Source organism: Rhodococcus maanshanensis NBRC 100610 (genome assembly GCF_001894865.1).
Classification (GTDB): Bacteria; Actinomycetota; Actinomycetes; order Mycobacteriales; family Mycobacteriaceae; genus Rhodococcus_G; species Rhodococcus_G maanshanensis.
This window is the reverse complement of the sequence record NZ_BCXA01000036.1, coordinates 1-12085: the sequence shown is the minus strand read 5'-3', so window position 1 is coordinate 12085 and position 12085 is coordinate 1. Positions and strand designations below refer to the sequence as shown.

The following is a 12085-nucleotide window of genomic DNA, read 5'->3' as shown; positions in this document are numbered from 1 at the left end:
GGAGGGCCCGGTCGGGACATGAAGCCGCCCACCGACACCGCGATCGCGGTGTCGGTGGGCGGTGACTTCAGTGGGCGGGGTTCGAGTTCAGTTGGCTGGGGTCGCGGCCCAGAGCTCGGAGATGCCGACGCCGACCTCGCCGAGCAGTCGGCGGACCAACGGCAGGCCGATGCCGATCACGCTGGACGGGTCGCCCTCGATGCGATCGATGAACCAGCCGCCGAGCCCGTCGAGGGTGAAGGCGCCCGCGACCTGCATGGGCTCGCCCGACTCGAGGTAGGCCTCGAGATCGTCCCCGGACGGGGTCCCGAAGTGCACGATCGTCGCGCTGTCCGCACTGGCCTCGCCGACGGTCGCCCCGTCGCGCACCCGCAGCACGCAGTGCCCGGTGAGCAGGGTGCCGCTGCGACCCATCATCGAACGCCAGCGGGCCCTGGCCACGTCGGCGGTGTGCGGCTTGCCCTGCAGGGTGCCGTCGATCAGCAGCATCGAATCGCAGCCGATCACCACCGCGTCGGCGGCGACCTCGGCAGGCAGCTCGGAGAGCACGGCCGTGGCCTTCGCCCGTGCGAGCTCGGTGACCACCCGCGATGGCGCGGCCGACGGGCCGAGCGCCTCCTGCACCGCGTCCTCGTCGACACCGGAGACCAGGACAAATGGCTCGACCCCGGCCTTGCGCAGCACGGTCAACCGTGCCGGCGAGGCCGAGGCCAGAACGAGCGTGGTCACCGACGGTTCGAGTACGCGTACGGGGACAGGGGGGCGGCGCCCCGGTGCATGCCTGCGGGGTCGCCCCACCGCTCGGCCGGACGGGTGTCGGCCGGTGCCTCCTCGGCGCCTGCAGCTGCGGCGAAGACGGTCACGAGTGCCGCCACCTCGATGTCGGTCGGTGCGCCCTTGACCACCTTGATGACCGGCAATTGAGAGCCCTTGCTGTCGGCAGCCACGATGTCGACCGTAGCGGAGTCGACGGCCTCCGCGGCTGCGGAGAGCACCTCGACGTCTTCGAGTGTCGTTTCCCTCGTCGCTGTCATAGCGGGATGTTCCCATGCTTCTTGGGCGGAAGGGAAACCTGCTTGCGCTCGAGCAGGCGAAGGGCAGCCACGATCTGGCCGCGGGTGTGCGACGGCGGGATGACCGCGTCGATGTAACCGCGCTCGGCCGCGACGTACGGGTTCACCAGGGTGTCCTCGTACTCGTTCTGCAGCTTGAGGCGCAGCGCGTCGACGTCGGCGCCGGACGCCTCGGCCTCCTTGAGCTGCTTGCGGTAGACGAAGCCGACGGCGCCGGAGGCACCCATGACCGCGATCTGCGCGCTCGGCCACGCCAGGTTCAGGTCGGCGCCCATGTGCTTGGAGCCCATGACGTCGTACGCGCCGCCGTACGCCTTGCGGGTGATGACGGTGATCTTTCCGACCGTGGCCTCGCCGTACGCGTAGAGCAGCTTGGCGCCGCGGCGGATGATGCCGTTGTACTCCTGCTCGGTGCCGGGCAGGAAGCCGGGCACGTCGACCAGGGTGATGATCGGGACGTTGAAGGCGTCGCAGGTGCGCACGAAGCGGGCGGCCTTCTCGGAGGCGTTGATGTCGAGGCAGCCGGCGAACTGGGTGGGCTGGTTCGCGACGATGCCGACGCTGCGGCCGTCGACGCGACCGAAGCCACAGATGATGTTCGCGGCGCGCTCGGCCTGCACCTCGAGGAACTCGTCGTCGTCGAGGATGCGCCGGATGACCTCGTGCATGTCGTACGGCTGGTTCGGCGAGTCCGGGATGAGGGTGTCGAGCTCGATGTCCTCGGCGGTCAGCGAGTCCTCGATAGAGCCGACGATCGGGTCGGACGGGGCCAGTCGCGGCGCGGCGGCCTGGTTGTTGCTCGGCAGGTAGCTGAGCAGGTCCTTGACGTAGTCGAGGGCGTCCTGCTCGCCGGACGCGACGTAGTGGGCCACGCCGGACTTGACCATGTGGGTGTGGGCGCCGCCCAGGTCCTCCATGGTGACGTCCTCGCCGGTGACGGTCTTGATCACGTCGGGGCCGGTGACGAACATCTGGCTGGTCTGGTCGACCATCACGACGAAGTCGGTCAGCGCGGGGGAGTAGACGTGGCCACCCGCGGCCGGGCCCATGATCAGCGAGATCTGGGGGATGACGCCGGAGGCCTGCACGTTGCGGTGGAAGATCTCGCCGTAGAGGCCGAGCGAGACCACGCCCTCCTGGATGCGGGCGCCCGCGCCCTCGTTGATGCCGACGAGCGGGCGGCCGGTCTTGAGTGCCAGGTCCATGACCTTGACGATCTTCTCGCCGTAGATCTCGCCGAGGCTGCCGCCGAACACGGTGGCGTCCTGGGAGAAGACGCACACGTCGCGGCCGTCGATGGTGCCGTAGCCGGTCACCACGCCGTCGCCGAACGGGCGGTTGTCGGCGAGACCGAAGTTCACGCTCCGGTGCCGGGCGAGAGCGTCGAGCTCTACGAAGGAGCCCTCGTCGAGCAGCGCGGTGATGCGCTCACGGGCGGTCAGCTTGCCCTTCGCGTGCACGCGCTCGACGGCGGCTTCGCCGCTGGGGAACTTCGCCTCTTCCTGACGTCTGCGCAGGTCGGCGAGCTTTCCGGCCGTCGTGTGGATATCAGGGGTGTTTGTCGCCTCTGGCGCAGTGGGCTCCTGGACACTGGTCATGGGGACAGAGCTTATCCAGCCCGTCCAGGTGCCCGTTGACCGAGGTCAGGTTGCGTTCAATCATTGAACCCAAGCTACTGGCCAGTACGAAATTGTGATCCCCGCCGCAGCGGCAGGAGCCCATAGGCTGATCGGCATGTACACCGATCTGAATCGGCCCCCCTTGGTCGCCGGAGCACTGCGCAGGGCGCTGGTGCGCGGGACGGCCGGCGGCGACCCCGACGCCTTCTACTCGAGTCTCGACGTCGTCGCCGAGACCGGTTCGACGAACGCCGACATGTTGGCGAGGGCGGTGGACTCCGCCCTCGACCGCGCGGTGCTGATCTCGGAGTTCCAGGACCACGGCCGTGGCAGGCACGCCCGTTCCTGGGTGGCCCCGCCGAGGTCGGCGGTCTCCGTCTCGGTGTTGCTGCGGATGCCGGGAATCGATCCAGCGGATCTGGGGTGGCTCCCGCTGCTCGCGGGTGTCGCGGTGGTCGATGCGCTGCGGTCGGTCGCCGAGGTGGACGCCGTGCTCAAGTGGCCGAACGACGTGCTGATCGGTGGCAGCAAGGTGGCGGGCATCCTCGCGGAGGTCGCCGCGACCGCACCGATCCCGTCGGTCGTGCTCGGGATCGGGTTGAACGTCAGCCTCACCGAGTCGGAGCTGCCGGTGCCGACCGCGACCTCGCTCGCGCTCGCGGGTGCCGCCACAACCGATCGGGACACCGTGGTGCGCGCACTGCTCCGCGCGTTGGCGTCGGAGTGGACGAAGTGGAACCGGAACGGTTGGGACACAACGGCTCTCGCCGAGTCGTATCGGGAGCGGTGCGCCACGATCGGGCAGCGTGTCCGTGCGGAACTGCCGGGCGGCGGCGAACTGCTCGGCACCGCGAGCGGGATCGATGCGCAGGGCAGGATCGTGATCAGCCCGGACGACGGCAGGGAACCGGTCGCGGTCTCCGCGGGCGACATCACGCACCTGCGTCCGCAGCAATGACGAGAAGAGGGTGCGGGCCGATGGCCCGCACCCTCTTCATCAGTCGCACCGTGGCTAGTCGTTGTCCCACGTCGCGATGGCCCAGATGATGACCACGTCGAGGGCGATGATCAGGATCGACCACCACGGGTAGTAGGGCAGCCACATGAAGTTGGCGATGATCGAGAGGGCGGCCAGGAAGATACCCGCGATCCGCGCCCAGGTCGCACCGGTGAGCAGGCCGAAGCCGGTCAGCGCGATGAGGATTCCCACGATCAGGTGGATCCAGCCCCAGCCCGTGGTGTTGAGCGCGTAGGTGTACTCCGGCCCGACGATCAGGACGCTGTCCTTGGCCAGTGCGGAGATTCCCTGGAAGACCTGGAGGATGCCCACGGTCAGCAGCAGGACCGCCGCCGCGATCGAGCCCCCGGCCGCGAATCCCTGCTTGACGCTGTTGTCCGCGCGGTTTGCCGTCATAGCTGTTCCTCTCTCATATGGGAGTGGTGCTTCGACAAGCAGTGTGAGTCCCGATCGATACTTGTGCCTCATCCGTCGTGGGTGAAGCGTGCACGGCGCGCTCGGTGCGACCCTCACTGCGAACGACTGTGAGATCGAGGAAGGACAGCAATGACGAGCTATCCGGGAGGACCGGGCGTGTCCGGCACCCCAGGGGCGCCGACGCGCGGCATCGCCGGGGGCAAGTTCTGGGCGGGTGCCGCCGCGGCCGCGCTGGTCACCGCATTGAGCGCGCTGGTGGCCACGGTGATCCTCCGGGTCTTCGACCTGATGCCGCTCTCGCCGAACTGGTTGCCAGAGACCACCGTCGCGGTCCGGTTCGCGATCCTCGGGTTCATCGGGGCGCTCGTCGCCGCCGGGCTGCTCCAGCTCTTGCTGCTGACCACCCCCGGTGGCGACTCGTTCTTCGGGTGGATCATCGGCCTGATCACTCTCGCCATGGCCGTCGTGCCCTTCGCCTACGACGCCGTGATGGGCGACCGGATCGCCACGAGTCTGGTCCATCTCGCCATCGGCCTGCCGATCCTCGGCCTGCTGCCCGGCGTCGCCGATCGAGCCGCGGTGTGGAAATGAGCCGATCCGTCGACGCCGCGCCCGCGTCCGCCCCGCCGTCCCCTGTGCCACCTTCGACGCTGCCGCGCGGGCTGATCGTGCTGCTCGGCATGGCCGCCGCCGTCGTCGCGATCGCAGGCACCAGGGCCTTCGCCGGGATCGTCGGGCCGGTGTTCCTGGCGCTGATGCTGGTGGTGGGTGTGCAGCCGCTCGGCGACTGGCTGCAGCGCAAGGGCGCACCCAAATGGGTCGCGGTGATCTCGACGCTGACGGCCGTCTACCTGATCCTGCTGGGGCTGGTCGCGGCGCTCGTCGTCTCGATCGCCCAGCTGGCCACGTTGTTGCCGGAGTACACCGACAAGGCCGACGAGCTGATCGCCAACATCCAGGATCAGTTCGCCCAGCTGAACATCGGTTCCGACCAGGTGGAGAAGGCACTCTCGAGCATCGACCTCGGCAAGGTCATCGGCCTGGTCGACGACGTGCTGGTCGGGCTGCTCGGTGTGTTCTCGAATCTCTTCTTCATCCTGGCCCTGCTGATCTTCATGGCTATGGACGCGAGTTCGTTCGGTGAGCGGATGCGCGCGGTGGCCTACTCCCGGGCGGACATCGCCTACGCCTTCTCCTCCTTCGCCAGCGGTACCCGCAGCTACCTCATCGTCTCGACCGTGTTCGGCCTCATCGTCGCGGTGATCGACGCCGGCGCGCTCTGGGCCATGGGCATTCCGCTGCCGATCCTGTGGGGACTGCTCTCCTTCATCACCAACTACATCCCGAACATCGGGTTCGTCATCGGCGTGATCCCGCCCGCGCTGATCGCCCTGCTGGAGGGCGGTCCGACGCTGATGCTGTGGGTGATCGTGGTCTACAGCGTCATCAACGTCATCATCCAGTCGGTGATCCAGCCGAAGTTCGTCGGCGAGGCCGTCGGGTTGTCGGTGACGCTGACGTTCCTGGCGTTGGTGTTCTGGGGATGGGTGATCGGGCCGCTCGGCGCGCTGCTCGCGATTCCGATGACGCTGCTGGCCAAAGCGCTCCTGCTCGACATCGATCCGTCGACCCGATGGGCCAACGCGCTGATCGCGGGCTCCCCGCCGACCGCGGAGGAGCTGGCGACGGCCGAGGTCGAGGCCGCGAAGAAGGCCGCGGAACTGCAGGCGGAGGCCGAATCCGAAGTCGAGGATGCGGTCGAACCCGTGGTCGAGCCCGCGGTCGAGCCTGCGAAGTAGTCGATACGCTTTCCCGATGGGATACCCGGAGGACGCCCTCGCCACGGACGAGGAGCTGCTGCTGCACCGACACCCGCATTGGAAGATGCTGGTGCTGCCCGCGTTGACGTTCATCGTGGCGACGGCGTTCGCCGGGTACGCGCTCGGACTCGCCCAGGACCGGCTGGAGGGGACCGCCCGCTCCGTCGCGCTGATCGTGGTTGCGGTGGCCTGGGTCGGAATCGTCGGGTGGCGCTGCGTCGGGCCGCTGTTGAGGTGGAAATTCACCCATTTCATCGTCACGGACCGGCGGGTGTTGATCCGGCACGGCGTGATCACCCACACGGGGATCGACATCCCGATGGGTCGGATCAGCAACGTGCAGTTCCGGCACGGACTGATCGACCGGATGCTGCGGACCGGCACCCTGGTGATCGCGTCGGCGGCCGACGATCCGCTGGAGTTCGACGACATCCCGGATGTGCAGCGGGTGCACTCGCTCCTCTACCACCAGGTGTTCGACGCGATGAATCTCGATTCCGGTCCGCCGACGGAGCGCGGCGAGGCCGCTCCGTAGGCTGGGGTCGTGACAGCCGTACTGCTTGCCGAAGACGACGAGGCCATCGCCGCCCCGCTCTCCCGTGCCCTCGGCCGTGAGGGCTACACGGTCACCGTCGAACCGACCGGTCCCGGGACTCTCGAACTCGCGCTGAGCGGGTCCTTCGACCTGCTGGTCCTCGATCTCGGCCTGCCCGGCATGGACGGGCTGGAGGTGTGCAGGCAACTGCGCGCGGGCGGCTCGGAACTCGCGGTACTGATGCTGACGGCGCGCACCGACGAGGTGGATTTCGTGGTCGGCCTCGACGCGGGCGCCGACGACTACGTGGGCAAACCGTTCCGGCTGGCCGAGCTGATGGCGCGGGTCCGCGCGCTGATGCGCCGCCGCGGCGGCTCCGAGGACACCACCATCGCGGTGGGGGACATCCGGCTCGAACCGGCCGCACGGCGCGTGCTGGTCGGCGGCTCCGAGGTCATCCTCGCGAACAAGGAATACGAGCTGCTCAAGGTCCTGCTCGACCGGGCGGGCGAGGTGGTCTCGCGCGATGTCATCCTGCAGGAGGTGTGGGGTGATGCGGATCTGCGCGGATCCAAGACCCTCGACATGCACATGTCGTGGCTGCGCAGGAAGATCGGCGACGAGGGTCCGGTCGCCGAGCGGCGCATCGCGACCGTGCGGGGCGTCGGCTTCCGGCTGAACACCTAGCCGGGCGCAGACGTGCGCCGCCGAATCCTGCTCTCCATCCTGGCCGTCGTCATCCTCATCGCGCTCCTGCTCGGGCTGCCGCTGATGTACACCGCCTGGCTGTGGGTCGAGGACCTCACCAGGAGCGACCTGCAGGCCAGGCTGGATCGGATGGCCGCGGAGATCGTCTCGCAGGAGGGCGAGCAGGGCGTGATCGTGAACGGTCTCGACACCGCGCCGCTGCGGCTGGTCGTCCCGGCCGGCGCCAAACTCACGGTCATCTATCCGACCCCTGGCGACCTCGAGGTGCAGGTCGACATCGGCGAGCCCGCGGTCGAGCAGCCGCTGATCGAGTCGCTCTCCATGGGCCGGTCCGGTTCGTTGCGGCTCGAGGCGCCGTCGGATTCGATGAAATCGCTCCAGCAGCAGGCGGTCGGGGCGGTGGCGTTGGTGGTGCTGGCCTCGCTCGGCGCGGGCACGGCGGTGGCGACGGTGACCGCCCGGCGGCTCGCGGACCCACTCCGGGACGTCGCTGACCGGGCCGCCCGGCTGGCGGAGGGCGACTTCCGCAAGGAACCACGCAGGCACGGGATCGCCGAACTGGACCGGGTGTCCGAGGTGCTCGACGCGGTCACCGTCGAGATCTCCGGGCGATTGCAGCGCGAGCGGGCGCTGGTCGGCGACGTCTCCCACCAGCTCCGCAGCCGACTCACCGCCGTGCGACTGCGGCTCGACGAGTTGTCGGTGCACCCGGATCCCGCGGTGGTCGACGAGGCGACCGAGGCGCTGGCCCAGGTGGACCGGTTGACGGTGGCGATCGACGAGCTGGTGCGGTCGTCCCGGATGGCGGGCGGCGGCCCGGAACCCGTCGCGGTGGTCCGCGAGCTCGCCGGGGTCGTCGCCGATTGGCAGCGGCCCTATCGCGACGCGGGCCGGGACCTGGTGCTGCGGGGCGAGGCCGCGGTGATGTCGACGGCCAGGTCCTCGCGACTGCGCGAGTCCGTGTCCGTGCTGGTCGACAACGCGCTCATGCACGGCGGTGGTACCTGCACCGTGGCCGTCCGGTCGGTGCCGGGGACGGCGGAGCACGAGGCGATGGTCTGCGTGGAGGTCGGCGACGAGGGCGAGGGCGTCAGCGACGAACTGGCCCCGCACATCTTCGACCGCGGGTTCTCCGGTGGCGGCTCGACGGGGGTCGGGCTGGCGTTGGCCCGGGCCCTGGTCGAGGCGGACGGCGGCAGGCTCGACCTCCAGCGCAGGCGACCCGCGCTGTTCGCGGCGTTCCTGCCGATGGCGCCCGACGCGGAGCCGCGCTAGCTAGCTGTGCCCGAGCTCTTCCTCGGCGAGTTCCTCGGGCGTCGGGTCGAAGTCGGTTGACCCCGCCGCCGCGCCCCTGGCGTTCTCTTCGGGGAACGCGAACCGGCGCAGCGCCCAGAACCGGAAGATCATCTGCAGCACGTTGCCGATGATGTAGTTGAGGACGAAGTCGACGATCACGAGCGTGGTCAGGCTCGCGGACGCCCGGATGTCGAAGATGTTGTTCGCGATGAACAGCGGCGCCGCGGAGATGACGACGCCGATGCCGCTGATGGTGAAGAACAGCAACGCCTCGTGGTGGCGCTCGCGGCCGCCGCGGTTCTTGAACGACCACTCGCGGTTGAGGATGTAGCTCAAGATCGTGGCCATCACGCCGGAGATGATCTTGGCGACGACGGGCTTCTGCTCGAGGATCGTCAGGCTCAGCGAGTAGAAGATCGCGAGGTCGAAGACCATGGTCGTGCCGCCGACGATCGCGAACTTGATCAGCTCGTGATGGCGGAGGACCACGTCCCGCATGGGCTGGGGCACGCGGCTGACCGCCTGATCGACTAAAGACACAACGACTGAGTGTACGAAAGAGGTCTCCGAACCGGCGAACTGACACTCCGATCGCAGGTTCGGAGGTCGTCATGACACCATTGACTGCCGTGAGCGTCGATTCCGGATCCCAGCACCGCCCAAGCACCCCCCGCGGCCCGAAGGCCGGATTGCCGGTGGTCGCGATGATCGGCGGTGGGCAGTTGGCCCGGATGACCCATCAGGCCGCCATCGAACTCGGGCAGTGCCTCCGGGTGCTCTCCGGCGGCCCCGACGAGCCGGCCGCCAAGGTGTGCGCGGACGTCGTGATCGGCAGTCACACCGACCTCGACGCGCTGCGCGCCGTCGCCGCAGGGGCCAGCGCGCTGACCTTCGACCACGAGCACGTTCCGACCGAGCACCTCGAGGTCCTCGTCGCCGAGGGCGTGAACGTCCAGCCGCCGCCGCAGGCGCTGATCTACGCGCAGGACAAGCTCGCCATGCGGCGGAAGCTGGCGGAGCTGGGCGCGCCCGTGCCCGCGTTCGCGGAGATCACCTGGGCGGGCGACGTGGTGCGCTTCGGGGACGAGCACAACTGGCAGATCGTGATCAAGGCGGTCAGGGGCGGCTACGACGGGCGCGGTGTGTGGATGCCTGCGGATTCCGACGAGGCCGAGGCCATCGTCACCGAGCAGCTCGACAAGGGCGTCGCCCTCATGGTCGAGCAGAAGGTGTCGATGCGACGCGAGCTGTCCGCGATGGTCGCGCGCTCGCCGTTCGGACAGGGTGCGACCTGGCCGGTTGTGGAGACGGTGCAGCGCGACGGGCAGTGCGCGGTGGTGATCGCGCCCGCCCCCGAGCTGTCCGACTCGCTCGCCATGGAGGCCGAGCAGATGGCGCTGCGCATCTCGGCCGAGCTCGGCGTCGTCGGGTCGATGGCCGTGGAGCTGTTCGAGACGACCGACGGCCGGCTGGTGGTGAACGAGCTGGCGATGCGGCCGCACAACTCCGGGCACTGGACCCAGGACGGGGCACGGACGTCCCAGTTCGAGCAGCACCTGCGGGCCGTGCTCGACTACCCGCTCGGCGACCCCTCGCCGACCGCGCCGGTCACCGTGATGGCGAACGTGCTCGGCGCGGAGTCGGCTCCCGAGATGAGCATGGACGAGCGCCTGCACCACTTGTTCGCCCGGATGCCGGACGTGAAGGTGCACCTCTACGACAAGGGCGAGCGACCGGCCCGCAAGATCGGGCACGTCAACGTGGTCGGCGGCGCGCAGGGCTCGATCGCCGACGAGGCGTACGTCGCGGCGGTGCGCGAGCGCGCCGAGCGGGCTGCGCACTGGCTCTCGCACGGGGAATGGACCGACGGATGGGATGTGCACGGTGAGTGATTCGAATGGGCCCGTTGTCGGCCTGATCATGGGCAGCGACTCGGACTGGCCGACGATGGAGGCGGCCGCCGAGGCCCTCGCCGAGTTCGGGATCCGGTTCGAGGTCGGCGTCGTCTCGGCGCACCGGACCCCGCAGCGGATGCTCGACTACGCCCGTGACGCCGCCGATCGTGGGATCAAGGTGATCATCGCGGGAGCGGGCGGCGCGGCGCACCTGCCGGGCATGGTCGCCTCGGCGACGCCGCTCCCGGTGATCGGCGTGCCCGTTCCGCTCAAGTACCTCGACGGCATGGACTCGCTGCTGTCGATCGTGCAGATGCCAGCGGGCGTGCCGGTCGCGACGGTGTCGATCGGTGGCGCCCGCAATGCCGGGTTGTTGGCGGCGCGGATCCTCGGCGCCTCGGATCCCGCGCTGCGCGCGGCGATGGCGACGTTCCAGGCCGGACTCGAGGCGATGGTGCTGGAGAAGGACGCGGCGCTGCGCTCGAAGCTGCTGGATTGAGGGTCGGTTCTGCCAATCGGCTGACCTGAGCGGATCTCCCGGGGTTAAATGGCGTCGTCCGGATTACGTTTGATGCTGTAACGAATCCCCCAGGGAGTGTCCTCATGCCTGCGCCGCTTGACGAATACCCGATCCACCAGACGCCGCTCTCGATGGCGCGGGTCGCCTCCAGTGACAAGAACTTCTACGACCGGTCGTATTTCAACGCGATCGACACCGAGGGTGAGCTGTTCCTGGTGAGCGGCTTCGGCGTGTACCCGAACCTCGGCGTCACCGATGCGTTCGCCACCGTCCGCAAGGGCGAGCGGCAGTGGGCGGTCAAGTTCTCCGACGCGCTCGAGGAGCGGTCGATGGATCTCGCCGTCGGTGGCTATCGGATCGAGGTGCTCGAGCCGCTGCGCAGGCTGCGGATGGTCTGCGAGGGCGACGGTGAGGGCGGACTCGGGTTCGACCTCACCTGGGAGGGCTCCGGACCCGCGGTCGCGGAGCAGCCGCACCTGCTGATGAGCAAGTTCCGGCCGACCCTCGACGCGAGTCGTTTCGCGCAGACCGGCACGTGGACCGGGGTGCTCTCGGTCGACGGCGACGATGTCGTGGTGAACCCGGATCGGTGGATCGGCACCAGGGATCGGTCCTGGGGCATCCGCCCGGTCGGCGATGGTGACCCGGCAGGCAGGCTCGCCGACGAGCCGTCCGAGGGCTTCTGGTGGATGTACGTGCCGATGCGCTTCGACGAGTTCTCGATCATCGTGATCCTGCAGGAGAATCCCGATGGCTACCGGACGCTGAACGATGCGACCCGGGTATGGAACGACGGCCGGATCGAGCAGCTCGGCTGGCCGCGCTACGACATCAAGTACCAGTCCGGCACCCGCAGGCCGTTCGCGGCGACGCTGCACCTGACCGCCTCCGACGGCAGCCCGCTGACCGTCGAGGTGACCCCGCGCGACGGTCTCGCGCTGCATGTCGGCGCGGGATACGGCGGTGACCCGGAGTGGACGCACGGGCAGTGGCGCGGCCGCAACTGGAGCTCGCGATCGGTGTACGACCTGAACGATCCCGCGATCACGGCGCGAATTCCGTACGGCGTCAACGAATATCCGGCCAGCGTCACCTGCAACGGGATCCCGGGTGCAGGCATGTTCGAGCACGCGAGCATGGGCAGGCACGATCCGACGGGCTTCGCGGACTGGGGTTCGGTGGCG

General features: G+C 69.0%; 14 protein-coding genes. 9 read left to right on the top strand and 5 right to left on the bottom strand.

Annotated elements, in window-relative coordinates:
- Nucleotides 1-87 precede the first annotated feature (87 nt).
- The 3 genes from RM1_RS17880 to RM1_RS17870 are packed head-to-tail and all read right to left on the bottom strand — an operon-like array spanning nt 88 to nt 2671.
- Nucleotides 88-729, bottom strand: a complete 642-nt coding sequence (locus RM1_RS17880) for a Maf family protein (protein WP_072753082.1) — start codon at nt 727-729, stop codon at nt 88-90.
- Nucleotides 726-1034 carry an acyl-CoA carboxylase subunit epsilon gene (locus RM1_RS17875; RefSeq protein ID WP_083576809.1) on the bottom strand — a complete coding sequence of 103 codons (309 nt, stop codon included), beginning with the start codon at nt 1032-1034 and terminating at the stop codon, nt 726-728. The genes RM1_RS17880 and RM1_RS17875 overlap by 4 nt, the downstream gene beginning before the upstream one ends.
- Nucleotides 1031-2671, bottom strand: a complete 1641-nt coding sequence (locus RM1_RS17870) for an acyl-CoA carboxylase subunit beta (RefSeq protein WP_027500223.1) — start codon at nt 2669-2671, stop codon at nt 1031-1033. Before RM1_RS17870 ends, RM1_RS17875 begins: the two co-directional genes overlap by 4 nt.
- A gap of 136 nt (nt 2672-2807) precedes the next feature.
- Here RM1_RS17870 and RM1_RS17865 point away from each other — a divergent pair, with 136 nt between their 5' ends.
- Nucleotides 2808-3650 carry a biotin--[acetyl-CoA-carboxylase] ligase gene (locus RM1_RS17865; RefSeq protein ID WP_072753080.1) on the top strand — a complete coding sequence of 281 codons (843 nt, stop codon included), beginning with the start codon at nt 2808-2810 and terminating at the stop codon, nt 3648-3650.
- Nucleotides 3651-3704: 54 nt separating this feature from the next.
- On the opposite strand, the gene RM1_RS17860 is transcribed toward RM1_RS17865, so the two are convergent.
- Entirely contained in the window at nt 3705-4106 is a 402-nt protein-coding gene (locus RM1_RS17860) for a DUF7144 family membrane protein (RefSeq protein ID WP_027500221.1), read from the bottom strand.
- A gap of 150 nt (nt 4107-4256) precedes the next feature.
- Between RM1_RS17860 and RM1_RS17855 the strand changes: the two genes are divergently transcribed.
- From RM1_RS17855 to RM1_RS17835, 5 genes are read left to right on the top strand one after another with little or no spacing between them, the layout of a single operon-like run.
- Nucleotides 4257-4718 (top strand): DUF6069 family protein, encoded by a 462-nt coding sequence (locus tag RM1_RS17855; protein ID WP_072753079.1) that lies wholly within the window; start codon nt 4257-4259, stop codon nt 4716-4718.
- Nucleotides 4715-5926: an AI-2E family transporter gene (locus tag RM1_RS17850; RefSeq protein ID WP_072753078.1), complete on the top strand. Its 1212-nt coding sequence runs from the start codon at nt 4715-4717 to the stop codon at nt 5924-5926. Before RM1_RS17855 ends, RM1_RS17850 begins: the two co-directional genes overlap by 4 nt.
- A gap of 16 nt (nt 5927-5942) precedes the next feature.
- Nucleotides 5943-6482, top strand: coding sequence for a PH domain-containing protein (locus RM1_RS17845; protein ID WP_072753077.1), 540 nt, complete (start codon nt 5943-5945; stop codon nt 6480-6482).
- A 9-nt stretch (nt 6483-6491) separates the two neighbouring features.
- Nucleotides 6492-7169 carry a response regulator transcription factor gene (locus tag RM1_RS17840; protein ID WP_027500220.1) on the top strand — a complete coding sequence of 226 codons (678 nt, stop codon included), beginning with the start codon at nt 6492-6494 and terminating at the stop codon, nt 7167-7169.
- Nucleotides 7170-7181: 12 nt separating this feature from the next.
- On the top strand, nt 7182-8465 hold the full coding sequence (locus RM1_RS17835) for a sensor histidine kinase (protein WP_072753076.1): 1284 nt from the start codon (nt 7182-7184) through the stop codon (nt 8463-8465).
- Here the strand turns inward: RM1_RS17835 and RM1_RS17830 are convergent, their stop codons facing one another.
- Complete coding sequence (locus RM1_RS17830; RefSeq protein ID WP_218019714.1) at nt 8466-9026, bottom strand: GtrA family protein; 561 nt, start codon at nt 9024-9026, stop codon at nt 8466-8468.
- Between the two features lie 71 nt (nt 9027-9097).
- Here RM1_RS17830 and RM1_RS17825 point away from each other — a divergent pair, with 71 nt between their 5' ends.
- From RM1_RS17825 to RM1_RS17815, 3 genes are all read left to right on the top strand, one after another.
- The gene (locus RM1_RS17825; RefSeq protein WP_072753074.1) at nt 9098-10378 is read left to right on the top strand and encodes a 5-(carboxyamino)imidazole ribonucleotide synthase; all 1281 of its coding nucleotides are present in this window, start codon (nt 9098-9100) and stop codon (nt 10376-10378) included.
- Nucleotides 10362-10880 (top strand): 5-(carboxyamino)imidazole ribonucleotide mutase, encoded by a 519-nt coding sequence (gene purE, locus RM1_RS17820; protein ID WP_072753073.1) that lies wholly within the window; start codon nt 10362-10364, stop codon nt 10878-10880. Before RM1_RS17825 ends, purE begins: the two co-directional genes overlap by 17 nt.
- A gap of 104 nt (nt 10881-10984) precedes the next feature.
- Nucleotides 10985-12085 (top strand): Rv3169 family protein (locus RM1_RS17815; RefSeq protein WP_072753072.1); only part of this gene is annotated, 1101 nt, incomplete at its 3' end.

Excerpts from the sequence above, each read along its gene's own strand:
- RM1_RS17875 (WP_083576809.1), bottom strand. The coding sequence starts at position 1,034 with ATGACAGCGACGAGGGAAACGACACTCGAAGACGTCGAGGTGCTCTCC.
- RM1_RS17870 (WP_027500223.1), bottom strand. The coding sequence starts at position 2,671 with ATGACCAGTGTCCAGGAGCCCACTGCGCCAGAGGCGACAAACACCCCT.
- RM1_RS17865 (WP_072753080.1), top strand. The coding sequence starts at position 2,808 with ATGTACACCGATCTGAATCGGCCCCCCTTGGTCGCCGGAGCACTGCGC.
- RM1_RS17860 (WP_027500221.1), bottom strand. The coding sequence starts at position 4,106 with ATGACGGCAAACCGCGCGGACAACAGCGTCAAGCAGGGATTCGCGGCC.
- RM1_RS17855 (WP_072753079.1), top strand. The coding sequence starts at position 4,257 with ATGACGAGCTATCCGGGAGGACCGGGCGTGTCCGGCACCCCAGGGGCG.
- RM1_RS17850 (WP_072753078.1), top strand. The coding sequence starts at position 4,715 with ATGAGCCGATCCGTCGACGCCGCGCCCGCGTCCGCCCCGCCGTCCCCT.
- RM1_RS17845 (WP_072753077.1), top strand. The coding sequence starts at position 5,943 with ATGGGATACCCGGAGGACGCCCTCGCCACGGACGAGGAGCTGCTGCTG.
- RM1_RS17825 (WP_072753074.1), top strand. The coding sequence starts at position 9,098 with ATGACACCATTGACTGCCGTGAGCGTCGATTCCGGATCCCAGCACCGC.
- purE (WP_072753073.1), top strand. The coding sequence starts at position 10,362 with ATGTGCACGGTGAGTGATTCGAATGGGCCCGTTGTCGGCCTGATCATG.